This is a genomic window from Nonomuraea sp. KM88 (genome assembly GCF_052245635.1).
Taxonomy (GTDB): Bacteria; Actinomycetota; Actinomycetes; order Streptosporangiales; family Streptosporangiaceae; genus Nonomuraea.
Genome location: NZ_JBQQCC010000031.1, coordinates 17,827 through 41,902 on the forward strand (window position 1 = coordinate 17,827; position 24,076 = coordinate 41,902).

Genomic DNA, 24,076 nt, shown 5'->3' on the forward strand with positions numbered 1-24,076 from the left:
CGGCATCGTCAGGCGGCGACGCGCTCCCGGATGGCGGGCGAATGGATGCAGTCGATCTCGCACCACACGCTGATCTGTGCCGGGCTCTGAACGACACCCCAGCGGCGGGAGAGACTGTCGACGATGAACAATCCACGCCCGGCTGTGGCGTCCGGGTCATTGCGGCCGAGTTCCGGCCGGTCTTCCCCGCCGGCGTTGGTGACCTCGATGCGTACAGCACCGTGGACGTGTGCCACCTGGAGCATGAAGTCGGCGCCGCCGGAGGCGGAGTGCTGGACGGCGTTCGCGGCGAGCTCGGAGACTGCCGTGACCACGTCGTCCACGGACGGATGGCCGGCCATGAGGTCTCCGACGAAGCGCCTCACGCGCCGGACTTCGGACGGTCGTGCACCGAACCGGTGGAGCTGGACCGCCTCTGCCTCGCACACATTCATGATCGATTTCCTTCCGCGGCCAGCGGGCTGCCGTGCTGTCCTTGCGTCCCTGGCCTGATCTTCCGCGGGCCGCTCGGGAAGCCTCCCGGTTCGGCCCTCGGAAGCCACACTGCCAAAGCGCGACGTCGATGCGTTGTCGGTCTCGAGCGTGCCGCTGTCGGTTCGCTGTCGAGACGGCGATGGCGCCCGCGCGCAGAAGGCCGGGTATCCCACTGATTCGGTCATTCCCGATGGCGAGGAGCCGGTCTCCCCGGGCCGTCGCCGTCGGACGAACAGCATCTCAGGGGCTCGGTCCGGTGAGGATCGGCCTGCACCGGCAGCGTAGGTGCTTGTCGAAGAACTCGGGAACGCGCCAGGAACCTCGCGGTCCTGTCACGGCTCAGGCGTGACGGACGGCTTTCCGTGGACGAGTGGCTGGAGGCCCTGGTCGGGCACGATCGTGGACAGGATGATCGATGTGGTGATCCGCCCCAGCCGGGTGAACCGGTCGATGACCCGTTCGAGGTGTGCGACGTCCGTCACCGCGACCTTCATGATGAAGCACTCGTGTCCGGTGCCGCGATGGCATTCGATGACCTCGGGCGTCTGGTTCACGAGGGCGGCGACTTCGTCCCTGATCGCGCCCACCGCGCCGATGCGAAGGTAGGCCGCCAGCGGGCGCCCGACGGCGGACGGGTCGACACGTGCCCCGTAGCCGGTGATGACGCCGGAGCGCTCCATCCGCCGGACGCGCTCGGTCACGGCGGGTCCTGACATGTGCACGCGCCGGGCCAGCTCCGCCATGGACAACCGGGCGTCGGCCTGCAGTTCGGTGAGAATGGCCCAGTCCACCTGGTCCAGGGGCGACGCCGCCTGATGTGCCTGCTTCTGCGGATCGCCGCGGTAGCCGCCGTTGGTAGTCGTTGTGACCCTGCTCACCACATCACCTGTTCATGTGCCTCGGCAGGCAGGCTATGCCCATATCGGCCGTTCCCCCAAGCCCTCGCCTCTCACGTGTAGTCTCGCTCGATCAGTCGAGGCCCACCCCTGGCTGCTGGATCGCCAGAGTGAAGCGGGCCTTCGCGGTCGTGGCGGGATTGCGGTAATGGTGGTCACGGTCACCGCGGAAGACCGCGGAGTCCCCCGCGGGCAGCAGCGCCACCTCCTCCGCGACCTTCACCTCCACCTGGCCCTCTATGACCAGCAGGAGCTCGCTGGTCCCGGCAGCGTGTGCGTCGCTGCCGTACGATTCGCCGGGCTGCAGAGTCCATTCCCACAGCTCGACGACGTTCGGCGGTTTCGTGCCGGCCATCAGCTTGGCCTCACCGCCGAGGGGTCCCCGCCACAGGACGGGGGCATCCTCCGCCCTGGTCACCGTCAGCGCGGGGGTGTGGTCGACCGCGACGAGCGCGGGCAGCCCGATCCCGAGGGTGTCGGACAGGCGTAGCAGGGTCGCGATGCTCGGATTGGTCCGGCCCTGTTCGATGCTGACGAGCATGCGCCGGCTCATGCTCGATCGGCTGGCGAGTTCGTCCAGCGTCCAGCCGCGTTCCAGCCGGCTCGCGCGCACCCGGCCCGCGATGGCGGCGGCGACCTCGCCCAGCTCCCGCATGTACACGTCCCCATCAACTGGTGCACTATTGAATGCATTATAGTGCACTAAATGATGGAAAGGGGAGGGTTGTGGTGGACAGGAACGATGGGCCGGACGACGATCTGCAACGGTTGCGGCTGCAGACGGTGTCGGTGGCGGCCGGCCGGCCGCCACGCCGGCCGGGCGAGCCGCTGAACGTGCCGCTGGTGATGGCGTCGAACTTTCACGCGGCCGGACCGGGGCAGGCGGCGGCAGAGTATTCGCGCGATGACGGCACCCCGACCTGGGCGGCGCTCGAGACGGCTGTCGGAGCGCTGGAAGGCGGGGGCGCCGTCGCGTTCGCCTCGGGCATGGCGGCCGTGTCGGCGATCGTCGAGCTTCTCCCGGTCGGAGCCCGGGTCGTCGTGGCGAGCGACAGCTATTCGGCCGTGCGCACGCTGCTCGCGGCCGGTTCCCCTCCTGGTCGCTGGGAACTCGACCACGTCGACGTCACCGACACCGGCGCGGTGCTGGCCGCCGCTCGGGGTGCGGACCTGCTGTGGCTGGAGTCTCCCACCAACCCGCTGATGGACGTGGCCGACCTGCCGGAGCTGTGCGCGGGGGCGCGTGCCGCGGGCGCGCTCGTCGCGGTCGACAACACGTTCGCCACGCCGATCCTCCAGCGTCCGCTGGCGATGGGCGCCGACATCGTGATGCACAGCGGGACGAAGTTCATCGGTGGTCACTCCGACCTGCTGATCGGTCTCGCCGTGACGGCCGACCAGGATCTGTACGAACGGTTGCGTGCCCGACGGGAACTGGCCGGCGCCACGCCGGGAGGATTGGAAGCCTTCCTCGCCCTGCGCGGGCTGCGGACCATGGCCGTACGTGTCGCGGCGGGGCAGCGGGCCGCCGGTGAACTCGCCGAACGCCTGCACGCCCATCCCGCGATCGACCGGGTGCGCTATCCGGGATTGGCCGGCGATCCCGGCCACGCGCGGGCGGCCGCGCAGATGGACGGGTTCGGAGCGGTCCTGTCTTTCGAGGTGCGTGGGGGAGCGCGGGCCGCCGATGCGGTGTGCGCGGCCGTCCGCCTGATCCACTCCGCCACCAGCCTCGGCGGGGTGGAGAGCACGATCGAACGCCGGGCGAAACTGCCGGGGCAGGAACACGTGCCCCCCGGCCTGCTGCGCCTGAGCGTCGGTTGCGAGCACGTCGAGGATCTCTGGGACGACCTGGACCAGGCGCTGGTCAGCGCTGCCGAAGCTGGACGGCAGCACCCTCTCGGGCTCCGTCATCGAGGCTCCTCCACCGGGCGGTTGCGGTGATAAATCTGGATATGTAATATCCAGATTCAGGCGGCGATGGAGTGGTCACCGCGTACTGCACACATGAGCGCAACCCTCAGCCGGGAACGGGTAGGGCCTCCCGGTCGGGTTCAGAGCATTCCGGCGGTTTCGAGCCAGGGCCGCCGGAGGTGCCTGTGGGGGCTGTGGAGCTCGAACGTCCCCTCTTCACGGCTGCATCCTTGGGAGAAAATTCTAGATGTTTCCTATCCAGATAAAAGCAAAGTCGGGAGGGTGGCTCGCGGTTCTCGCGGTGACCTTGGGGATCTTCTCCTTGATGACGTCTGAGTTACTGCCCGTCGGCCTGCTCACCCCGGTCGGCGACGAGCTGGGAGTCTCCGCCGGCATGGCCGGCCTGATGGTCACCGTGCCAGGGCTCGTAGCCGGGCTGGCCGCTCCCCTCCTCACAGTGCGGGCCGGAGCGATCGACCGGAAACTGATGCTGGCCGGGCTGGTCGGGCTGATGGCCGTGGCCAACCTGGCCTGCGCGCTGGCTCCGCACTTCGCCGTCGTGCTGGTGGCGCGCTTCGCCGTCGGAGTGAGCGTCGGAGGCTTCTGGGCGATCGCCGGCGGGCTCGCCGCCCGGTTGGTGCCACCCTCCCAAACCGGCACCGCGACCGCCGTCATCTTCGCCGGCGTCTCCACGGCCTCCGTGCTCGGCGTCCCTGCTGGGACCTTGATCGGAGACATCGCGGGATGGCGGGGTGGATTCGCCGCCGTCGGCGGCCTGGGGCTGGTCGCGCTGGTCTGCCTGCTCCTCCTCATGCCCAGCCTGCCGTCACAGCGCGCGATCGGTTTCGCCGACCTGCTCGCCCTGCTCCGGAAGAACCCCGGCGTGCGGATCGGTCTGGCCGTCGCCGTCCTCCTCATCGTCGGGCACTTCGCCGGCTACACCTTCGTTCGTCCCCTTCTTCAGGGCCTCGCCGACATCGACGACAGCATGATCAGCACGCTGCTCATGGTGTACGGCGTGGCCGGCATCGCCGGCAACTTCGCCGCCGGCCACTGGGTGTCCAAGCACCTGCGCGGAACGCTCGTACTGATCGCCTTCGCCCTGGCGGTGGTCACGGCGCTGTTCGCCGTGACCGCTGCGGGCCCGCTCACGGCGACCATCCTGTTGATCATGTGGGGCCTGGCCTACGGCGGCGTCTCCGTGACGCTGCAAACCTGGATGCTCAAGGCCGCACCCGAATTGACCGAGTCCGCGTCGTCGCTCTTCGTCGCCGCGTTCAACCTGTCCATAGCCTTCGGCGCCCTGCTCGGTGGGCTCGCCGCCGACGGGATCGCCACCGTCGCCGTGCTGTGGGTGGCTTCCGGGCTGACTCTGGCCTCCGCTTTGACCATCGTCTCCAGAAACACGAACACCAGCTCGAAAGGTATCTAGACCATGACACACGCCATCATCAACCCCGAGTCCCTGCACAATCCGGTCGGCTTCGGCTACAGCCACATCGCGCGCGCGTCTGGTGACCTCGTCTTCATCGCCGGCCAGTACGCCTCCGACGGCGACGGCCACGTCACCAGCGGGGACTTCGCCGAACAGGTCAGGCAGTCTTTCGCGAACCTGGGGACGGCGCTCGCCGCGGCCGGTCTTGACTATGGGGACGTCGTGCAGATCCGTACCCACATCGTCGACCACGACATCGCCAAGCTGGGGATCATCGCTCAGGCTGTGCAGGACATCTGGCACGATGTGCCGCCCACGCAGACGCTGACCGGGGTGGCCGCGCTCGCTCTGCCGGACATGCTGTTCGAGGTCGACGCTGTCGCCGTGGCGGGCAGCGCCGGCTGAGCCCGCCATCGGAGGGTGCAGGCCCGGGGCGCCGGCGGGAGCCGGTTGGAGCAGGTGTGACCCTGCCGGCGGCCGACCCCTGCTCACCACGGGTGCCCACGCTTGTGGCCCAACTATTTAGATATGTATTATCCAGATTGTGAGGATGAGTGAAGGCGTGGAGTGGGCGCTGCACACCTGCCTGAACCTGGCATGGGTCGAGGACGGCCAATGTGTGCCGACCGCCGTTCTTGCCGACTACTTCCAGTTGCCTCCCGCCTATCTCAACAAGCAGATGCAGGCTCTGGCGCGATCGGGGATCGTGTCGTCGGTCACGGGCCCGCGAGGCGGATTCCAGCTCGCTCGCCGGCTGCAGGACATCACGGTGCTGGACGTGGTGGTGGCGATCGAAGGCACCGAAGAGGCGTTCCAGTGCACCGAGATCCTCAGTCACGCCCCGGAAGCGCAGCAGGAAGCCGACTATCGCACGACCTGCGTGATCTCGCAGGTCATGCGCAAGGCAGAGCTGTCCTGGCGCAGAGAACTGGCCGGACAGACGCTGGCCGACGTGAAGGCCACGGTGGAGGCCAGATTTCCCGTGGTGCCGGCGCAGACTCGTCGCGGGCTCCAGAGGCGGCGATCCTGATCCACGCTCGGGCGACCGGCAGCGACGAAGGTAGGGGGTCGCGGTCGACGATCGTCAGTTCCCGCTTCACGGGGACCATGGCCACGATAGGCGCACCCGGCCGGCCAGGTCCGGCGACAGTTGCTGAACGGCAAGGTAGAGGTCCTGTCATATGCCACCCCCTGATCACGGCGAGCCGATCAAGACGCCTCCTGAGCACCAGGTGCTCCTGGCGGTCTATGACGGGGTTCAGCTGTTGGACACGGCAGGGCCGTTGGAGGTGTTCTCCGGGGCCGCGCATCTCATGGGGCATGGTTATCGCGTACGCCTGGCCTCGGTCGGCGGGTGCGACGTGGTCACGCAGTGGGGCGTCCGGCTCGGCGTCGACCTGGACCTCGCGCGCGTGAGCGGCTTCGGGGGAACACTGCTCGTGCCGGGCGGGCTTGGTTTCCAGGACGCGCTGCGGGACGCGGGGCTCCTCTCCGAGGTCGGCAGGCTGGCCCCGTTCGCCCGGCGCGTCGCATCCGTGTGCACGGGCGCGTTCATCCTGGCCGAGGCCGGGCTCCTCGACGGCCGGCGGGCCACCACGCACTGGGGTTACTGCTCGGACCTGGCTGAGGCCTACCCCTCGGTAGCGGTGGAGCCCGATGCGATCTTCGTGCGCGACTCGCCGATCATCACCTCCGCGGGGGTTACGGCGGGTGTGGATATGGCGCTCTCTCTGGTAGAGGAAGACTACGGCGTGGCAATGGCCCGCAGGCTGGCCAAGTGGCTGGTGGTGTTCATGCAGCGGCCGGGAGGTCAGTCGCAGTTCAGCATCTGGCAGCGGAGCCGCCCCGTGCGCAACGAGGCGCTGCGCCACCTGCTGAGTGACATCGTGGCCGCGCCGGAATCGGACTTCTCCATTCCCGCCATGGCGGAGCAGCTGTCGATGAGCGTCCGTCACTTCGGCCGGCTGTTCACCCGCGAGGTAGGCATCAGTCCCGGCCAGTACGTGGAACGAGTGCGTGTCGAAGCCGCCCGGACGATGCTGGAGACGACAGAGGAAGGGCTGGACACCGTGGGACGCCGATGTGGGTTCCGCAGCGCGGAGATCATGCGGCGCGCCTTCATCCGGCAGCTGGGCATCTCCCCCAGAGCGTGCAGGGAACGTTTCCGCAGCACTAGCGTGATCAAGGTGTGAGTCTCAGCCTCGCGATCGTTCTTCCATGAAACAGGCGCCCGATCGGCAGTGCGGAAAGTACGCCGTTGTGCTGGCGCGTCGCCGTTCCGCCGGAGTGCGGGCGCATGTCTCCTGGTGCGGCCGGCGAGTCGCCGGCCGCGGTCTGCCGTGCAGGTGTCATCGGATGAATCTGACGTCCGGGTGTCGTCGTGACGGTCCGTTGAGGATCGGTCTGGGCAGATCGCGCAGGTGCCTGTCGAAGAACGCCGGGACGTAGGCGCGCTGGGAGGAGATGATCCGTTTCGGATCGACCGTACCGATGTTGGCGGTGCGGAACTGCGGCGAGATATCCAGCTTGTCGTCGAGGGACGGTAGGAACGCCTGCACGTCGGTGAACGTGTAGTGGCGCCCCTTGGGGACGTTCAGGTCCCGCTTCCAGCCGGTGGACTTCTCCCAGAAAGACTTCCACGAAGGAGTCGTCACGTGTGTCTGGGTGTTGGCACCCATGAGCATGAAGGGCTGCTTCAGCCCTTCCAGCGCGACGGGCATCAGGTCATCGGTGGCGTACTGCATGGTGCCGTCCATGTCGATGCCCGCGTCGATGCGCCGGTCCTCTCGCATGGTCATGGCGGACTGGATCCCGCCCGCGGAGTGGCCGAACATCCCGATCTTCGACAGGTCCAGGATCGTTCCCAGATCTGCGGGAATCTCGCGCTGGCCGGCGTCGGGGTTGTGTCCTTGACGCAGAGCGGCGAGCTGATCGAGGACGAACCTGGTGTCCTCCACCCGGGTGCGCATCACCTTCTTACGCACCTCGGTGCTCGAGGCAGGCAGTTTCATGCCCTCGACTCGCCCGCCGGGGAATTCCACGGGAGCCGTCTCATAGGTGTGGTCCATGGTGACCACGACGTAGCCACGACTGGCCAGCTCTTCCACCAGAACGCTGCCCAGGGCGCGCGGGACCCCGAGCCCTGGCGAGTAGAGCACGACGGGCAGGCGACGTCCGGACCGTACCGGCGCCCCCTCCACGGCGTGGGTGGAGATGGCCCGCCAATCGACCTCTCCGGGCTTGGTGCCGAAGCTTCCCGCCTTGTCGATATGCGCCGCTGCGTTGGGGCGCAGGTATGGCGCAAACTGCAGGGAGCGGCTCCCCCTCTTCGAGACCCTTTCCGCCGTCGGATACCAGACGCTGATCATGAGCTCCCGCGGACTGTCCGGCACCCAGGGGTCCGGCCTGTCGCGATCGACCAGGTGCAACTCGGTAGTGCCGATGGAACGGGCGCCGCCGGGTTCGGGCAGATCGAAGGTGATGGGCGTGGTTCCCGTGGACGCCGCATCATATCGCTGGGACGTGTTCGCTGAGGCAGGCGAAGTGGCGCAGGTTGCCATGAATGCCAACGTGGTGGCGATGCCGACAGCGGTGCGCCGTCGAGGAGATTTCCCTGTGGACATGGCTTCACGGTGGCGGTTACGACCGCATTCCGGAGCCGACGAAAGTGATTCGGCGCCCCCATACTTTCGTCGTGGTCGAGCTGGCGGACGAACACGTCCGTGTCAGCGTTGCCCGTATTTTTGTGGACGTTCGTCAGCGCCCGGGACCTGTTTCACCCCCCTACGGAAGTAGTGACAGGCGGTGGCTCTGATCGGCGCACCGGGATGACGGTCCGTGCGCGAAGCCCGGGTTGCGGCCGGGGATAACTACGCCAAGATCCTCGGCAACCCCACCGACGGCCGAAGCATATTTCCGTCCCGTCCTGGTGCATTTTTCTTACTAGACAACTCGCATGGGAAAGCAGCGATATGACTGAAGATTTCATGCTGGACTCTCACGGATCAGCCCTTCCACTTCCCCCCGACCTCCTGAGCCCGGTGCCAGATGAGGTCGAACGTGCGCTGGCGATGTACAGGGCGGGCGATGTGCCGCAAGCGCGGGCGGTGCTTACCTCGATCGCCGGCACGGGACGTACCGCCGCGTCCGGCCATGCGGCCATGGCGCTGGCGGGCATCTCACTCGATGAGAACGGTCTCGGCGGCTCCTGCCGCAAACGGCTGGAGCAGGTGGCCGCGGGGGAGGACCCGTGGCTCGGCCCCTTGGCCGCCGTGATGCTCACACCGGAATTCGCATCGTTCACGTCCTCGGGCTCTGGCCGGCTGCTCCTGCGCAGCCTGGCCGCCCAGCTCAAAGGCGACCTGGATACGGCACGGAACGGATTCGAGCAGGCCGCCGACGCTCACAAGGGCGCTGAGCTCGGGGACCTCGCCGCCATCCTCCTCGGCAACCTCTTGCTCCAGACCGCTGACCAGGTCGCAGCTCTCGAACCGCTGACGTACGCACGAGAGATGTGCGACGGCCTGCTCGCCGGCTACGCGGCTTACCTCGAAAGTCACGTACTGATCGGGCAGGATGAGAAGGACAGGGCGGTGAGCGTACTCCAGTACGCTCACCGGGAGTCCCACCCCGCCAAGGGCGGGAGTGAAGGGCTGCATCCCTGGGTCGCCCTCCGGTACGGGGAACTCCTGGCAGGCGACCCGTACCTCGACGTCGTCCACGACCAGATGGAGAACAGCGCCGTCAGTGAGGGCGAAGTGGTGCGGGAGCCCTTCGAGTCCGCCCGCCACCACGGACAGGTCAGCCGTCCCGCGCTCGTCGATGTCGGCTTCTATCTCTTCCCTGCGGACTTCGGGCCGGTGCACGCAGGGCTGGAGCGTCTGAAGACCTGGAGCGACGAACGGTACGAACGCGGCCGCAGGCTGGTGCTCGCGCTCTACACCCACGTCGAGGACGGCCGCGACGAACCACGTACACAAGGGTTGGCGCAGCTGTGGGACAAGCTCGACCTTCCCCGCCCTCGCTGAGGAGACCACGGGCGAGATGCGAGAGGCCGGCGGTCCCAGCCGGTCACGGTCCATGGTAAAGAGCCCTACGGGAACCCCATCGGTTGTCCTGGAACTGCCGGCGACGTTCGTGGCTGCCTACTCGACCGCCTTCCCCAGCGCGAGTTCGATCAATGGATCCATGCGCAGTTCAACCCCACAGCGCTTCGCGGCTTCGAAGCGTGTGTCGCCCAGGTGGGCACGCGTGATCTCCTCGCACTGCCGGTGATATCCGGTCAGGTATCCGGAGAGAGAGCCGCCCAGCGATTGCCAGAGCTCGCCTGCGGCGCCGAGCAGCATGGCGGCGCGTCCACCTTCACCCTCGTGCGCGGCGATCCAGGCCAGCACGTCCACGCACATCGCCAGCCCCAGGCGGTCACGGAACGGCCGCTTCAGCCGGATGGCCTCGCGCACCAGCTCGCGCGCGCCTGCCATGTCCCCTGTCCGCCAAGCGCTTATGCCCGACATGCAGAGGGCGTACGACCTCAACCACACTTCGTCGTGCGCCTCGCATGTCGACACAGCGTCCGAGAACAGCGAGGAGGCCTCTTCATGATGGTCGAGATGGGCATGGGCGGTGGCGAGATACATCTGCGACAGCGCGGCGTGGATCGGGTCGTCCATGTCGAGATACCGCTGTCGAGCCCGACCGAACAGCACCACGGCTCCGGGCAGATCCTGACGAGACAACGCGCGGAGGCCGCTCACGTGTGTGAACATGGCGAGACTTTGCCCTTCCCCAAGACGCCGGGCCAGCGACTGACCTTCGTGCAGCATCGGTTCCACGGCGGCGAAGTCGTTCTGCAGGCTGGCCAGTCGTGCGTTCACGCTCATGGCTCTCGCGCGTGCCACGGTCGGCGCGTCGTCCAGGGCGAGCGCTAGTTCGAGCCAGCGCCGGCCTTCACGCAGGGCGCCCGCGGCAATCCAATAGCAGCAGAGATCGGCGGCCATCGCCAGGCCGACCTGGGCACCGCCGGGCTCTGTGACGCAGTGGTCGAGGGCGGCGCGGATGTTGCCCTGTTCGCCGCGCAACCGGGCGAACAACTCGGCCTGGCCAGGCCCGAGCCATTGGCGTTCACCTCGACGGACCAGGCTCCGGTACCAGTCGCGGTGCCGGGAACGAAATCGAGTGTGCGTGCCGGACTCCAGCAGCCGGTCACGCCCGTACTCGCGCAAGGTTTCCAGCAGCCGGTAGCGTGCCTCCTCGGTGCGCTCTTCCCTGATCAGAATGGATTTGTCGACCAGGCCGGTCACCAGATCGATGACCTCCGCAGGCTCGATGCCGTCTCCCGAGCAGACCGACTCCGCCGCCTTCAGATCCATGCCGTCGACGAACATCGAGGCGCGTGCCCACAACAACCGCTCCAGTTCGGTGCAGAGGCCGTAGCTCCAGTCGATCATGGACCGCAGCGTCTGCTGCCGAGACGGCGCCATCCGCATCCCGTTGCTCAGCAGCCGGAACCGATCATCCAACCGCTCCAGCAACTGCTCCGCGGACAGCACCTTGATGCGCGCCGCTGCCAGCTCTATCGCCAAAGGTATGCCGTCCAACCGCCGGCAGATCCGTTCCAGCATGGGACGGCTCGCGTCGCTCACCGCGTATCCCGGCGACGTCGCCGACGCACGTTCGGCGAACAACTGCACCGCCTCGCTCTGCCCGATCTCGCCGTCGCCCTCTTCCCCGACCGTGAGGGCGGGCACGGCCAGGACCTGCTCGCCTTCGATACGCAACGCCTGCCTGCTGGTGGCGAGAACGACCAGGTCAGGCAGGCAACGTACGAGCGACTCGGTCAGCCGGGCGCACTCGTTGATCAGGTGCTCGCAGTTGTCCAGCAGCAACAGCAGGTGCTTGCCGCGCAAGAAGTCGACCAGTACCTCCACCGGAGGGCGGGACGAGCGGTCCTGGATGTCGAGCGCCTCGCTGACCTTGTGCACCAACAGTTCGGGGTTCTCCACCGCGGCCAGCTCGACCAGCCACGCACCGGCCGGAAAATCGTTGCGCACCTCGGCCGCCACTCGCAGCGCCAGCCGCGTCTTGCCGACCCCGCCTGTACCGGTCAGCGTCACGATCCGGGCGTTGGACAGCTGGCGCTTGACCCGGGCTATCTCGCCTCCGCGCCCGACAAAGCTGGTCACCTCCGCGGGCAGGCGGCCGACGGGATGCTCGCAGGAGACGTTCGTAGCCGTGCCGGCCAGCAAAGCCGGGTCCTGCTCCAGGATCGCCTGGTGGAGAGCGATCAGTTCTGGGTCGGGGTCCAGGCCCAGGTCCTCGGCCAGACGGTTGCGTAGGTCCTCGTAGCTGGCCAGTGCGTCGGCTTGTCGCCCGGCTCGATACAGGGCGCGTATGTGGACCGCCCGCAGCCGCCCCCGCAGCGGATGTTGTTCCACGAGGTCGACCAGGTCACCGGTGAGCAGGGCGTGCTCGCCGGTCTCCAGCCGGGCCTCGGCCTGCACCTCCAACGCGGCCAGCCGCTGCTCCTCCAGCCGATGGGCTGCGGTCCGGGCGAAGCCGCTGTCGGCGAAATCGGCGAACGCCGGCCCTCGCCACAACGCCAGCGCCTCGTTGAGCAGCGTCACCCGGGTCCGGGGATCCGTCGCGTCCTGAGCCCGCAGCGACAGCTCGGCGAACCGTCCGGCGTCCGTCGCGTTGGGACCGACGTCGAGCACGTATCCGGGCGGCTGGGAAGCCACCAGTCGACCGCCACCCGGCTCCTGATCGAGCGCGTGCCGCAGCCTGGAGATTTTCAGTTGCAGTGCGCCGGTGGGATTGGCCGGCAGATCGTCCTCCCATAGATCTTCGATAAGCCGGTCCGTCCCCACAACCTGGCCCTGATGGGCGAGCAGGTCGGCCAGGAGGGCACGCACTTTGGTCTCGGGCACCGGCACCGGCTCGCCTTCAGCCGTCCACACCTGCACCCGCCCAAGCACCCCGAAGCGCATAATCCCAGGTTAACGCCACATATAAGCCCATCCTGCCCGTGAAAGGGCTGGTGGTAGCGAAGGGGCTCCCCATCGCGCATCGCCGGTGACGTGGCTCATGGGATCGAGTGCTTCTCCGCAGCTGCGGGCTCAACCGGCCGTCGCACCATGTAGACGTCGATCGGGTCCTGGGCCTCCACGGTGAACCCGTGACGCTCGTACAGTCGCTGGGCGCCGCTGCCCTGCAGAACGTTCAGACGAACGAGGGCGCCGTCGGCATCGATCCTCTTGAGCAGGGTCCGTAGGACGGCCGATCCGAGCCCTCTGCCTTGGAACTCCGGGGCGAGATAGAAGTGCTCCAGCCATCGCCCCTCATCGGCCGGGCGCACGGCGACGGAGCCCGCGAAGGCGCCGGCGGCCACGATGACCGAGGTGTGCTCCGGCGAGAAGGAGTCCCGCAGCCGCTGCCGGACCCGATGTTCGTCGAACCGTCCCAGTCGCTCGAGGTCCGGCCGCATCACTGTCGCCCGCAACTCCACGATCGCCTCGAGATCGGTGGGATCCGCGGAACGCAGCACCCATTCCAGCAGATGGTCCGGCGGGGTTCGGACCGTCTTCGTGTACGCGCCGCGTCACACAGGCGCCCTCACCTGCGTAGCCGCTGAAAGCTTTCGCCGACTGGGGGGTGCGCGCGAAGGCCGCACCCCGTCTACTACACTCAGCCCTATGCGTTCCGTCATCCAGAACTGGCATTTCATCCGCCTCCGGTCGGCGTTCTGACCGCGGTGCCGGCCGTCGCCGGCACTGGGTTTTCCGTTCACCGTTCGCCTTTTGGATGACGAGGATTCTTCTCATGCGCGCAACCTCGCGCCCCACTTTCGTGTTCGTTCACGGCGGCTCCAGCAACTCCCGGGCCTGGGGACTTCTGCAGAACGAACTGGCCCTGCTCGGGCATCGTTCGCACGCCGTCGACCTGCCTGGCCCCGGTGTGGCCCGACTGAACTGGCGCAGTGCCCACGCCGATGCGGAACTGTTCACCGACCGCATCACCCCGGCCGTCCAGGACTACATGATCCGCCAAGCGGACGCGCTGACCCCGTACAGCCCCTTCCAGGCGCACACGCTGGCGACCTCGCACGTCGGCTGCTTCAGCCGACCGCACGTCTTCGCGGAACTCCTGGCGAACCTCAACTGAGGCGTTCCGGCGCCCTCGCCGCCGGCCTCGGCGGCGAGGGCGCCGGGGTCGGCGGCTGACGGGGCTGACCCTGGGCGATGTGCACCTACGGCACCAATACCGAGGAGTTCATCGCCCTCGGGCCGGCGCCGAGTTGATGGAACAGCGGTCAGGACCGGACAACTGCGACAGGCCGATCCGGGTTCCTGGCCCCGGCCTTCATGGAGCCGACCCGTGGCCATCTCTGCCGACAGAGGGGACCACGCCGCCGCACAAACGCCCGGCCGATCCCCGGACAGCAGGCGCCGTCAAGACATCGCCGATCTCTTCCTGCACGGCGCGGCATCCGACCTGCCCGCCACCTGACCACGACAACCCCAGTCCCTGCTCACCCCGGCGGGGAGAACCATGCCCATTGCGAGCGGAGAAAGACCAGATGACCACCACCCACTGGCGGCGTAACGTCGCCCTGTTCCTTACCGGCCAGACCATGTCGTTGTTCGGCTCGATGATCGCGCAGTACGCGGTGATGTGGTGGGTGACGCTGCAGACCCGCTCCGGGCTGGCGGTGGCCCTCTACGCGGTGGCCGCGTTCCTGCCCCAGGGCCTGATGTCGATCTTCGGCGGCGTACTCGCCGACAGGATGAACCGCCGGCTCCTGGTGATGATCGCCGACGGCGCCATCGCCGCAGCGACGCTGGCGCTCGCGCTGCTGATGGCCAGCGGCGTGAACGACCTGTGGATCGTCCTGCTGGCCGTGGCCGTCAGGTCGCTGGGCGCGGGGGTCCAGACCCCCGCCGTGCAGGCGATGATCCCGCAGATCGTGCCGGGTGAGCACCTGATGCGCGTCAACGGAATCTTCCAGACCATCCAGTCGGCGATGATGCTGATCGCCCCCGCCGCCGCCGGTGCGATCTTCGCCGCCTTCGGCCTCGTCCCCGTCTTCTTCCTGGACGCGGTCACGGCGGTGATCGGGATCGGGCTGCTCGCCCTGGTCACCGTCCCGACCCTGGAGCGGGCGGCCGAGGCCAGCGCCTCCTACCGGCAGGACCTGACGGAGGGGATGCGCTACATCCGCACCCAGCCGATCGTGCGCTGGCTGCTCGTCGTGTACGCGGTCATCTTCCTGCTCACCGTGGCGCCCTCGTTCGTCACGCCGCTGATGGTCGCGCGCACGTTCGGCAGCGAGGAGTGGATGCTGGCGGTGCTGGAGATCGCCTTCGGCCTGGGCATGCTGCTCGGCGGCGTCCTGGTGTCCACGGTGCTGGCCAAGCGCAGCCGGATCGGGCTGATCCTCGTCGCCGTCTACGGCTTCGGGCTGGTGACCGTGGCGCTCGGGCTGAGCGGCAACCTGTGGGTCTTCTACGGCTTCATGTTCATGTTCGGACTGCTGGTGCCGCTGTTCTCGACGCCGTTCATGACGCTGATCCAGGAGACCGTCGAACCTGCCATGCACGGGCGCGTGTTCAGTTACGTCGGCATCGTGATGGCGCTGGCCACCCCGATCGGCATGGTCGTGTTCGGGCCACTGGCCGACGTGGTCAGCGTGCAGGTCCTGCTCATGGGTGCCGGGCTGGCCGCCATCGTCGTGATCGCGATTGCGGCCCGTGTGCCCTCCGGCCGGGCCACCATCGCCGCCGCCCGTGCCCACACCACGTCCCGCCCCGATGCCGACACTCTCCCTGGGGATGAGACCGTCAGCTGCCGGTGAGCACCGATCGAGCCGGCCCGCGCGGTGCCGCCGCGAGGGCCGGCCATCGGGCTTGGCGGTCGAGGCGCAGCGTTCCCACGCATAGCCAAAAACCGCCAGGCAACAATTTTCCGACAGGCCAGGCATGACTGGCCTGTCGGGACTCGCGGGGAAAGAAGGCAGGATCGGTCAGCGTGTAGGCGACGGCAGACGGCCGTATGCCGCTCGTCGCGGTGCGGTATGGCTGCGGTAGTCACGCAGGGAACGCAGAAGGCCGGCTCCGAAGATCGGAACCGGCCTCTAAGCTGGTACTACTCTGTCGGGGTGGCGGGATTTGAACCCACGACCTCTTCGTCCCGAAGGAAAGCCGGGAAGTCTGAGAATGTCGATTTGAGTCGATCGGGGTGCCTCTCACTTCGCAAAACACTCCGGGCAGGACCGGGAAAGTCTGAAAGGGCCGCAAGGCAGTGGCTCCCAGAATTGGCTCCCGTGGCTCCTCCCCGGGGTGGGAGAGGAATCCATGATCAACGAGTACTATCCCGACTACAACGACGGGCGTTTCCCCGAAGACACTCCCGTCCTCGTCAGGTATCCCCTACGCGATGACGAGAACGATGATCGCGACTCTTGGCCGTGGCTACCAGGCGCCGTCCTGGCTCAGTGCGGTCCCGACGAGTGGCGGGTCGTCGTCGAGGTGCCTGCACTGGCCATACCTGACCTCAGCGTGCCTGATGGCGACGCTCCGGAAAATCTTCTCTACCCGACGTGCTTCCGCGACGCATCTGAGATTCGCGCCGTCAACATGCACGTGTGGCAGCGTGTACGGAACGAGGTAGACCACGGCTGAACTCGGCAAACAGGCCACGGCCGTCTGTCGACGGTGGCCTGCTTGTGCGTGGGCTGCCGAGATCGCCGGAATGGGCTACCGTTGAATGCTTTGCATTCGTTTAAGTCTTGGCTTGCAAAGTCGACTCTTGTCAGGTCTCCTGATTCAGGCTCCTTCATCGTTGGCCGTGTCCCACGGCTCCACCGTCCAGCGGGCTAGGGCGCGCTGGACGGACAGGGTGTGGCGGTGCTTGGAGCCCAGTACGCGCTCGCGGATGGGGAGCAGGGCGGCAAGCTGGGTACGAGCCGCTTCCACGTTCCCTACTTCCCCCGTCCAGAGGGCGAGGCTGCACCGGGTGACCAGAGTGTCAGGGTGTTCGGGGCCCAGGACGCGCTCATAGTCGGAGAGCAGGGCGGCGAGGGCATCATGGGCAGCTTGCGGGTCCCCCTCCGGCTCCGCCCCTATGCAGTTGGCGAGGGCGCACCGGGTGACCAGAGTGTCAGGGTGCAGGCGGCCCAGTACGCGCTCGCGGATGGGGAGCAGGGCGGCAAGCCGGGCACGAGCCGCTTCCACGAACCCCAACTCCCAGATCCAGAGGGCAATGCGGAACTCGGTGGCCAAGGTGTCAGAGTGCTCGGGGCCCAGCACGGCCTTATGGATGGGCAGCAGATCGCCAAGTTGGTCATAGGCCGATTCCGCGTCCCCTGCCAGTCCGGTCCAGTTGGCGAGGCCGTACCGGATAGCCAGGGTATCGCGGTGCTTGGGACCCAGCTCCCGTTCATAGAGGGAGAGCAGGGTAGTGAGGGCATCACGGGCTACTTCTGGGTGCCCCGCCCGTCCAGTCCAGTGGGCGAGGGAGTTCATAGTGGCCAGAGTGTCAGGGTGCAGGCGGCCCAGTATTCGCTCGCGGATTGGAAGCAGGGCAGTGAGTTGCTCCTGGGCGCTGGCGGCGTTCCCTGCCTCTCCGACCCACATTGCGAGGTTGTGTCGGATGGTGAGAGTGTCCTGGTGCTCGGGGCCCCGCGCTCGCTCAACGATCGGCAACAGAGCAGCGAGCAGGTTCCGCGCCTCTGCCGCGTCGTTGGGGTGGTCGGCGGGTCTGAGCTGCTGCGCGGGAAGGTTGAGGCTTTCCGGCTTCGTCCCTCTGGCCGATGACACATCAGGTTTGGGCGATGGGCGGGGTCGGGCGTCGAGCCAGAGCTGGCGGAACTCCTCGACATCGCCGCCCCACGCCTTCACGACCAACTCGAACTGCCGCCACGCTGGCCGCTTCCGGCACCGCAGCACGGCATGCACAGTGGTGTGACTGACCTGCTCCTTGAGGTCCCTGGCAGTCTGCCGGGTGCTTGGCTCCCCCGCGTAGGCGTGCAACTGTTGCAGCCGCTCCCGCAAGAGGGCCAAGGCCTCATCGTTAGCCGTGCTGACAGACTCGCTCATAATGCCGTCGAGCATCCCAGGCTGTAAGCGGCTGTAAAGCTCATTTGCGGTAATTCGCTCGTGCCCGTTCATTTTCGTCAGCTCACGTCAAAGCTCGTTTGCGATCCCTCCGACCGCTCCTGGCAAACCACACAGTGGTAAGCACACCGCCCACACCGGGGCAGTCGCGCCTCAAGCGGTGCCCGGTCAGACCCGTCTCCGACTCGTGTGACCCGGACACCAAGGCGCTTCCTCGCAACTCGAAAGGGAACACCCACCGATGATGCCCCAGCTCAGCATGGTCGGCCTCGCCATCACCGCCGTGCTCGTCACCCTCGGCGGCGTCTATCTCTTCTCCACCGACCAAGCACGACGCTCCCGTGCCTGGCGCCTACTACGCCTGCTGTTTCGCCGCTGACGGTGCCGGGTCAACGACGACCGCAATGCGGGGCCATGGCTATCGGGCGCAGTCCTGGGTCAATGTGGTCCCGACGAGCGGCGGATCGTCATCGAGGTGCCCGCTCTGGCCATCCCCGACCCCAGCGTGCCCAACGGCGACGCTCCGAAGAACATGCTCTACCCCGCTCGCTTCCGCGACGCGACCGAGATCCGCGCCGTCAGCATGCAGGTGTGGCTGCGCGTACAGCACGAGGTAGTGGGCACAGGGTCAAGGCTGCAGCCCTGGACCTGGCCGACATCGATGCCGACCTCGTCTGCGGCTTCCTGGACCATCTCGAGGCCGACCGGCACAACGGCATCACCACTCGCAACGCCCGGCTGGCCGCGATCCACTCCCTGTTCGGCTACGCGGCGCTGCGTTGCCCCGAACATGCCCTGCTCATCCAGCGCGTCCTGGCCATCCCTCACAAGCGCCGTGATTCCACCGACGTGTGCTTCCTGACCCGCGCCGAGAGTGACGCGCTCCTCGCGGTTCCCGACCAGTCCACCCCGCTGGGCCGCCGGGACCACCTGCTGCTGCTCGTCGCCATGCAGACCGGGCTGCGCGTCTCCGAACTCACCTCGCTGACCTGCGCTGATGCCGAGCTCGGATGGGGCGCCCACCTACACTGCACCGGAAAGGGCCGCAAACAGCGCACCACCCCGCTCACCCGGCCCGCCCCTGGCCATCGCCGGTATCGCCCGCCTGGCCTGGCGCTACCGGTCCGAACTCGCCCCGCTCACCATCGGCGTGAGCGTCCTGGCCGCGAGCATGGTCCTGCGGCGCTGGTTCCCCGACTGGTGGCCCACCGTGATCATCGCCACCGCCCTCGTGGCTGGCGCACTGGCCCTGTGGGGCCCGTGGGTCAACCTCACCCGCCCGATCGAACGCGGCTACGCCGCCGTCACCACGGCGTTCGCCGGAACGTGGCTGACCCTGGCCGCCTACCTGGGGCCGTTCACCGACCCTCTACCCGCCGTGCTCGGCGTCGGCACCCTCGTGCTGGCCGTGCCCTGGTGGGCGCACCGCCGCAGGCGTGCCCGCGTACGCGTGGAGCGTACGCTGGCCGCCTGGCCGGACATCGCCCAAGCCGCCGGCCTGGCCGGATCCCGCATCCAATCGGCCATGGTCGATCTGTGGGGCTACCGCTTCCGGCTCGGGCTGGGCGTCGGCCAGACCGTCGAAGACGCCATCAACGCCGTCCCCCGCCTGGAATCGGCGCTCGGCACCACGCGCGGCGGCATCCGCGTCCAGCCCGTGGCCAGCAAGAAGGCCAACCGCGCCGACGTACGCGTCATCGAAACCGACCCGCACGCCGACGCGATCGCCTGGCCAGGCCCCTCCATCACCTCGATCACCCAACCGGTCAAGCTGGGCCTGTTCGAGGACGGCAGCCCGGTCCGCGTACCCCTGCTTCGCCGACATGCGCTGTTCGCGGGCATGTCCGGGGCAGGCAAGTCCGGAGGCGTCAACGTCCTGCTCGGCGACCTGACCGCCTGCCGGGACGTGATCCTGTGGGCCGTCGACCTCAAACGCGGTATGGAACTGCTCCCGTGGGCGTCCTGCATCGACCGGATCGCCACCACCCCGCAGGAAGCGGAGGCTCTGCTCGCCGACGCCGTGGTCATCCTCGACGGCCGCGCCGACGACCTCACCACGCGCGGCGAACGCGTATGGGAGCCCTCACCGGAACGGCCCGCGCTGATCATCGTCATCGACGAGTACGCCGAACTGGCCAGCGAGGCACCACGCGCGATCGACCACGCCGACTCGATCGCCCGCCGTGGCCGCGCGCCGGCGGTCAACCTGATCGCCGCCACCCAACGCCCCTCCAAGGACGCGATGGGCAAGAGCGCGGTCCGCTCCCAGATGGACGTCCGGCTGTGCTTCCGCGTCCGGGAAGCCCGCGACGGAGACCTGATCCTGGGACAGGGCATGGTGAAGACCGGATGGCATCCGCACAAGCTGGACGCCCCCGGCAAGTTCCTGATCAGCTCCCCGGAACACGACATCCCCCGCCGCGCCCGTACGTACCTGCTCGACGACGAGGGCGTACAGGCCACCGCCGAACAGCACGCCGACCACCGCCCGCCCCTCGACGAGGTGTCCGCTCAAGCCCTCAAACGCGCGGCAGAGATGCCCACCCCACCACCACAGCCCACCATCCGCCCCTCACCCCGACACGCGCGCGACAACCCCGTACGAGCCGCTGAAGACACCCTCACCGCCACCCTGAGGCAGGCTCCGAACGACGGGGTCAGCATCGGCGACCTCATGCGCGCAACCGGCATGCGCCGAACCTGGGTCTACCAACGCCTCCAAGAGCTGAGCCGCACGCGCCAGGTCGAACAGGTCTCACGAGGACGCTGGAGAGCCCTCCCAGAGGTACACGATCCGTAATCGTCCGCGTCCGCCGTCCGCGTCCGTCCGCGCGTCTGCGCGTGTAGAGGCAGCGACAGGCGCGGACGGACGAACCGGCGGACGATCACCATCCGTAACTTACGACCGTGCGCGGGACCCCCGCACGGAAGGGAGCCGCACACCCCGACGACCGAGAGGGGGGATGCACATGCAGGCATACACCGTCGAACAAGTCGCGGAGATGCTGAGCATCGGACGTGACAAGGTCTACTTCCTTCTCCGTACCGGACAGCTCAACAGCATCAAGATCGGCAAGCTGCGCCGGATCACCGACCGGCACCTTGCCGAGTTCGTTTCCTCGCTGGAATCGATAGACGAGGCGTAGAGCATCGTGCTACAACGTTCTACAAGGCCGGTTGTCCGGAACCGCCGCACAACCGGCCGGCGCCTCTTGATAACTGCATGACACAGGAAGGAAGCCGTCAATGACGAGCGACCGAACCACCCTGCCTCCCGTACGCGTGGACACGGAACTGAAAGACCGTCTCCGCAAGTACGCCGAGTCACAGGAACGAGATGTGTCGTGGGTGATCAGGAAGGCGATCGAGGAGTACCTCAACCGTCACGAGAAGGGGTGATCCCTTGGCCAAGATCCTGATCGGCAAGTACGAAGCGACCATCTACCCCGAGGGAGACGGCTTCACCGGAGCCATCTCCCTCGGGTTCGGCCCCGACGGCAAGCGCCAACGCCTCAAGCGCAAGGCCAAGACCAAGACGGCCGTCAGGGACAAGCTGATCAAGGCCGTCAAGGCTCTTGAGTCCGGCGTCACCGCATCGGAGACCTACACCGTGCGCGATGCCGTCAACGACTGGCTCAGCAAAGGCCTCAAGGGCCGATCCGAGAACACCGTAACCAAGCAACGCATCCTCGCCGAGTCGCACGTCATCCCCAGGCTGGGGAAGATGAAGCTCCAGCAGCTACGTGCGGATCATGTGGATGAGTGGCTGGACGCACTCTCCGGCGACCTGGCTACCAGGACGCTACGAGATGTCCACAGCGTGCTGAAGCGAGCCATCCGGCAAGCTCAGGCGCGTGACCTGGTGCTGAGGAACGTCGCCGAGCTGGTCACCACGCCCACGGGCAAGGACGGCAGGCCCAGCAAGGCACTCACTCGCCATCAGGCGGACGCGATGCTCCAGGCCGCCGAGTCGTCCGAACTCCACGCCTACGTGGTGCTCAGCCTCACGACGGGCGTCCGTACCGAGGAAGCCCGCGCGCTGCGCTGGGATCACGTCGTCGCCTGGATCCCCAGCCTCAAGGCGTGGCAACCGGTGACCGAGGCAGGGTTCAAGCACAAGAGGTTCGCCATCTACGTGTGGCGAGCTGACCGAGTAGGAGGTGACACCAAGACCCGCAAGTCACGTCGCACGCTGGAATTGCCCAGGCTCGCCGCCGAAGCACTCCGGCACCACCACGCTCGCCAAGCCGCGCAGAAGCTCAAGGTGGGCGGGCTGTGGCAAGATCACAACCTGGTGTTCTGTACGAGCGTCGGCACCCCGCTGGATGCCGCGAACGTACGGCGGGCGTTCCGGCAGATCACCAAGAACGCGGGGATCGGAACCGACTGGACACCCCGCGAGCTGCGTCACTCGTTCGTCTCCATCATGAGTGACCAGGGCGTACCCATCGAGACCATCGCCGATCTCGTCGGGCACGCAGGCACGAGCGTCACGGAAGCGGTCTACCGGCACCAGCTCAAGCCGGTGATCACCAAGGGCGCGCACACCATGAACACAATCTTCGGCGACAAGCCGACGGGTTGAGTCCGAGTGAGGTGGCTCCCCGATTGGCTCCCATCGACTTCAAGAAACGGAAAAGGGCCCGACCCGCTTAGCGGATCAAGTCCTCTACCTGGCAAAACTCTGTCGGGGTGGCGGGATTTGAACCCACGACCTCTTCGTCCCGAACGAAGCGCGCTGCCAAGCTGCGCTACACCCCGGTCGCACGCCGTCGTGCACGTGCTTGGAAAAGTCTAGCGGACTCCCAAGGTGGTTGTGACCGCCTTTAGCGTCGGGGGACCAGTGTCAGGAGCGTCGCTTCGGGGAAGCAGGCGAACCGGGCCGGTGCGTACGGCGAGGTGCCGAGGCCGGCGGACACGTGCAGCCAGGCCGAATCGTGGCGGCTCAGCCCTTTCACCCTGGCGCGGTCGATGCCGCAGTTGGTGACCAGGGCGCCGTAGAACGGGATGCAGAGCTGGCCCCCATGGGTGTGGCCGGCCAGCAGGAGTTGGTAGCCGTCGTCGGCGAAGCGGGTCATGTTGCGCGGCTCGGGGGAGTGCATGACGCCCAGCCGCAGGTCGGCGTCCGCGGGAGCGGGGCCGGCCACGAGGTCGTAGCGGTCTCGGGAGATGTGGGAGTCGTGGATGCCCGCCACGGCCACGTCGAGGTCGGCCACCTTGATGCGGGCCGTGGTGTTGTTCATGTCGAGCCAGCCCTCGGACGCCATGCCCGCGCCCAGCTCTTCCCACGGCAGGTTGGGGACCTGCTGGCGGCGTTCGTTCCTGGAGGTGCGCCACAGGTAGCGGGCCGGGTTTTTCGGCTGGGGGGCGTAGAGGTCGTTGGAGCCGTAGACGAACAGGCCGGGGCGGGACAGCAGGGGCTCGAGGGCGTGCAGGAGGGCCGGGACGGCCTCCGGGTGCGCGATCGAGTCGCCGGTGTTGACGATCAGGTCGGGCTCCAGGTCGCCCAGGGAGCGCACCCATTTGATGAGCATCGAGCGCCCGGGCGTCAGGTGCAGGTCGGACAGGTGGAGGATGCGCACGGGACGGTGGCCGCGCTCCAGCACGGGTACGTCGAAACGGCGCAGGCGGAACCAGTTGCGCTCCACCACGGAGGCGTAACCCAGTCCGGCCAGGCCGAGACCGAGCATGGACAGTGGCACTGCGACGGCTTTCCTCACCCATTCATGATGCCCGACATCCGGCGCGGGGCGTTCACGCAGGCGGCAAGATGGTGCGCATGAGCGCATTGAAAGACAAGCTGAAGGCCGATCTGACGGCTTCGCTGAAGAGCCGGGACGACGTACGCCTCCGGACGATTCGCATGGCCCTGGCGGCGGTCAACGTCGAGGAGGTCTCCGGCAAGGAGGCCAGGGAGCTGACCGATGACGAGATCATCAAGGTGCTGACCAAGGAGGCCAAGAAGCGGCGCGAGGCGGCGGAGGCGTTCGGCAACGCGGGGCGGGCCGAGCAGGCGCAGGCGGAGCTCGACGAGCAGGCGGTGCTGGAGGAATACCTGCCCGCCCAGTTGTCGGACGACGAGCTGGCGGCGCTGGTCGATGCCGCCATCGCCGAGACGGGCGCGTCGGGGCCGCAGGCGATGGGGCAGGTCATGAAGGCCGTCAACCCGAAGGTCGCCGGTCGGGCCGAGGGCGGCCGGGTCGCGGCCACGGTGCGCGCGAGGCTGGCGGGCAAGTAGGTCCGGTGTG

At 67.6% G+C, this 24,076-nt stretch carries 24 protein-coding genes and 1 tRNA gene; 15 read left to right on the top strand and 10 right to left on the bottom strand.

Going from position 1 to position 24,076, the window contains the following annotated elements; genetic code table 11:
- Positions 1–8 precede the first annotated feature (8 nt).
- From ACTWPV_RS46795 to ACTWPV_RS46805, 3 genes are all read right to left on the bottom strand, one after another.
- Entirely contained in the window at positions 9–713 is a 705-nt protein-coding gene (locus ACTWPV_RS46795) for an ATP-binding protein (RefSeq protein WP_443156786.1), read from the bottom strand.
- A gap of 93 nt (positions 714–806) precedes the next feature.
- Positions 807–1,352 carry an Lrp/AsnC family transcriptional regulator gene (locus ACTWPV_RS46800; RefSeq protein ID WP_443156787.1) on the bottom strand — a complete coding sequence of 182 codons (546 nt, stop codon included), beginning with the start codon at positions 1,350–1,352 and terminating at the stop codon, positions 807–809.
- A gap of 91 nt (positions 1,353–1,443) precedes the next feature.
- Complete coding sequence (locus ACTWPV_RS46805) at positions 1,444–2,025, bottom strand: helix-turn-helix domain-containing protein (RefSeq protein ID WP_443156788.1); 582 nt, start codon at positions 2,023–2,025, stop codon at positions 1,444–1,446.
- A gap of 74 nt (positions 2,026–2,099) precedes the next feature.
- On the opposite strand from ACTWPV_RS46805, the gene ACTWPV_RS46810 reads away from it, so the two are divergent.
- From ACTWPV_RS46810 to ACTWPV_RS46830, 5 genes are all read left to right on the top strand, one after another.
- Positions 2,100–3,314 (top strand): trans-sulfuration enzyme family protein, encoded by a 1,215-nt coding sequence (locus tag ACTWPV_RS46810; RefSeq protein WP_443156789.1) that lies wholly within the window; start codon positions 2,100–2,102, stop codon positions 3,312–3,314.
- A gap of 217 nt (positions 3,315–3,531) precedes the next feature.
- Positions 3,532–4,716, top strand: a complete 1,185-nt coding sequence (locus ACTWPV_RS46815) for an MFS transporter (RefSeq protein ID WP_443156790.1) — start codon at positions 3,532–3,534, stop codon at positions 4,714–4,716.
- A gap of 3 nt (positions 4,717–4,719) precedes the next feature.
- The gene (locus ACTWPV_RS46820) at positions 4,720–5,124 is read left to right on the top strand and encodes a RidA family protein (protein WP_443156791.1); all 405 of its coding nucleotides are present in this window, start codon (positions 4,720–4,722) and stop codon (positions 5,122–5,124) included.
- A 145-nt stretch (positions 5,125–5,269) separates the two neighbouring features.
- Entirely contained in the window at positions 5,270–5,749 is a 480-nt protein-coding gene (locus tag ACTWPV_RS46825; RefSeq protein ID WP_347650055.1) for an RrF2 family transcriptional regulator, read from the top strand.
- Positions 5,750–5,900: 151 nt separating this feature from the next.
- The gene (locus ACTWPV_RS46830; protein WP_443156792.1) at positions 5,901–6,911 is read left to right on the top strand and encodes a GlxA family transcriptional regulator; all 1,011 of its coding nucleotides are present in this window, start codon (positions 5,901–5,903) and stop codon (positions 6,909–6,911) included.
- Positions 6,912–7,067: 156 nt separating this feature from the next.
- Here the strand turns inward: ACTWPV_RS46830 and ACTWPV_RS46835 are convergent, their stop codons facing one another.
- A complete protein-coding gene (locus ACTWPV_RS46835; RefSeq protein WP_443156793.1) occupies positions 7,068–8,087 on the bottom strand; it encodes an alpha/beta hydrolase family protein in 1,020 nt (339 codons plus the stop codon).
- A gap of 672 nt (positions 8,088–8,759) precedes the next feature.
- Here ACTWPV_RS46835 and ACTWPV_RS46840 point away from each other — a divergent pair.
- Positions 8,760–9,746 carry a hypothetical protein gene (locus ACTWPV_RS46840; RefSeq protein WP_443156794.1) on the top strand — a complete coding sequence of 329 codons (987 nt, stop codon included), beginning with the start codon at positions 8,760–8,762 and terminating at the stop codon, positions 9,744–9,746.
- A 117-nt stretch (positions 9,747–9,863) separates the two neighbouring features.
- On the opposite strand, the gene ACTWPV_RS46845 is transcribed toward ACTWPV_RS46840, so the two are convergent.
- Both ACTWPV_RS46845 and ACTWPV_RS46850 read right to left on the bottom strand, forming a co-directional pair.
- A complete protein-coding gene (locus tag ACTWPV_RS46845) occupies positions 9,864–12,704 on the bottom strand; it encodes a BTAD domain-containing putative transcriptional regulator (RefSeq protein ID WP_443156795.1) in 2,841 nt (946 codons plus the stop codon).
- 95 nt (positions 12,705–12,799) lie between these two features.
- Positions 12,800–13,261 carry a GNAT family N-acetyltransferase gene (locus tag ACTWPV_RS46850; RefSeq protein ID WP_443156796.1) on the bottom strand — a complete coding sequence of 154 codons (462 nt, stop codon included), beginning with the start codon at positions 13,259–13,261 and terminating at the stop codon, positions 12,800–12,802.
- A 275-nt stretch (positions 13,262–13,536) separates the two neighbouring features.
- Here ACTWPV_RS46850 and ACTWPV_RS46855 point away from each other — a divergent pair, with 275 nt between their 5' ends.
- The 3 genes from ACTWPV_RS46855 to ACTWPV_RS46865 all read left to right on the top strand — a co-directional run bounded on the left by ACTWPV_RS46855 (position 13,537) and on the right by ACTWPV_RS46865 (position 16,394).
- Positions 13,537–13,878 carry a hypothetical protein gene (locus ACTWPV_RS46855; RefSeq protein ID WP_443156797.1) on the top strand — a complete coding sequence of 114 codons (342 nt, stop codon included), beginning with the start codon at positions 13,537–13,539 and terminating at the stop codon, positions 13,876–13,878.
- A gap of 415 nt (positions 13,879–14,293) precedes the next feature.
- Positions 14,294–15,568 (top strand): MFS transporter, encoded by a 1,275-nt coding sequence (locus tag ACTWPV_RS46860; protein ID WP_443156798.1) that lies wholly within the window; start codon positions 14,294–14,296, stop codon positions 15,566–15,568.
- Positions 15,569–16,067: 499 nt separating this feature from the next.
- Entirely contained in the window at positions 16,068–16,394 is a 327-nt protein-coding gene (locus ACTWPV_RS46865) for a hypothetical protein (RefSeq protein WP_443156799.1), read from the top strand.
- A 144-nt stretch (positions 16,395–16,538) separates the two neighbouring features.
- Here the strand turns inward: ACTWPV_RS46865 and ACTWPV_RS46870 are convergent, their stop codons facing one another.
- On the bottom strand, positions 16,539–17,882 hold the full coding sequence (locus ACTWPV_RS46870) for a tetratricopeptide repeat protein (protein ID WP_443156800.1): 1,344 nt from the start codon (positions 17,880–17,882) through the stop codon (positions 16,539–16,541).
- Positions 17,883–18,069: 187 nt separating this feature from the next.
- On the opposite strand from ACTWPV_RS46870, the gene ACTWPV_RS46875 reads away from it, so the two are divergent.
- Positions 18,070–18,207, top strand: a complete 138-nt coding sequence (locus ACTWPV_RS46875; RefSeq protein ID WP_443156801.1) for a hypothetical protein — start codon at positions 18,070–18,072, stop codon at positions 18,205–18,207.
- Between the two features lie 158 nt (positions 18,208–18,365).
- Here the strand turns inward: ACTWPV_RS46875 and ACTWPV_RS46880 are convergent, their stop codons facing one another.
- Positions 18,366–18,851, bottom strand: coding sequence for a hypothetical protein (locus tag ACTWPV_RS46880; protein WP_443156802.1), 486 nt, complete (start codon positions 18,849–18,851; stop codon positions 18,366–18,368).
- On the opposite strand from ACTWPV_RS46880, the gene ACTWPV_RS46885 reads away from it, so the two are divergent.
- The 4 genes from ACTWPV_RS46885 to ACTWPV_RS46900 all read left to right on the top strand — a co-directional run bounded on the left by ACTWPV_RS46885 (position 18,741) and on the right by ACTWPV_RS46900 (position 22,413).
- Positions 18,741–20,441 (top strand): hypothetical protein, encoded by a 1,701-nt coding sequence (locus ACTWPV_RS46885; RefSeq protein WP_443156820.1) that lies wholly within the window; start codon positions 18,741–18,743, stop codon positions 20,439–20,441. The two genes, ACTWPV_RS46880 and ACTWPV_RS46885, sit on opposite strands and share 111 nt — an antisense overlap.
- Positions 20,442–20,797: 356 nt before the next feature.
- Complete coding sequence (locus tag ACTWPV_RS46890) at positions 20,798–20,974, top strand: helix-turn-helix domain-containing protein (protein WP_443156803.1); 177 nt, start codon at positions 20,798–20,800, stop codon at positions 20,972–20,974.
- A gap of 100 nt (positions 20,975–21,074) precedes the next feature.
- Positions 21,075–21,227, top strand: coding sequence for a CopG family ribbon-helix-helix protein (locus ACTWPV_RS46895; protein WP_106240258.1), 153 nt, complete (start codon positions 21,075–21,077; stop codon positions 21,225–21,227).
- Between the two features lie 4 nt (positions 21,228–21,231).
- The gene (locus tag ACTWPV_RS46900) at positions 21,232–22,413 is read left to right on the top strand and encodes a site-specific integrase (protein WP_443156804.1); all 1,182 of its coding nucleotides are present in this window, start codon (positions 21,232–21,234) and stop codon (positions 22,411–22,413) included.
- A 102-nt stretch (positions 22,414–22,515) separates the two neighbouring features.
- On the opposite strand, the gene ACTWPV_RS46905 is transcribed toward ACTWPV_RS46900, so the two are convergent.
- Positions 22,516–22,589: transfer RNA gene (locus tag ACTWPV_RS46905), tRNA-Pro, on the bottom strand.
- A gap of 65 nt (positions 22,590–22,654) precedes the next feature.
- Complete coding sequence (locus ACTWPV_RS46910; RefSeq protein ID WP_443156821.1) at positions 22,655–23,518, bottom strand: metallophosphoesterase; 864 nt, start codon at positions 23,516–23,518, stop codon at positions 22,655–22,657.
- Between the two features lie 89 nt (positions 23,519–23,607).
- Here ACTWPV_RS46910 and ACTWPV_RS46915 point away from each other — a divergent pair, with 89 nt between their 5' ends.
- Entirely contained in the window at positions 23,608–24,066 is a 459-nt protein-coding gene (locus ACTWPV_RS46915; protein WP_347650878.1) for a GatB/YqeY domain-containing protein, read from the top strand.
- Positions 24,067–24,076 lie beyond the last annotated feature (10 nt).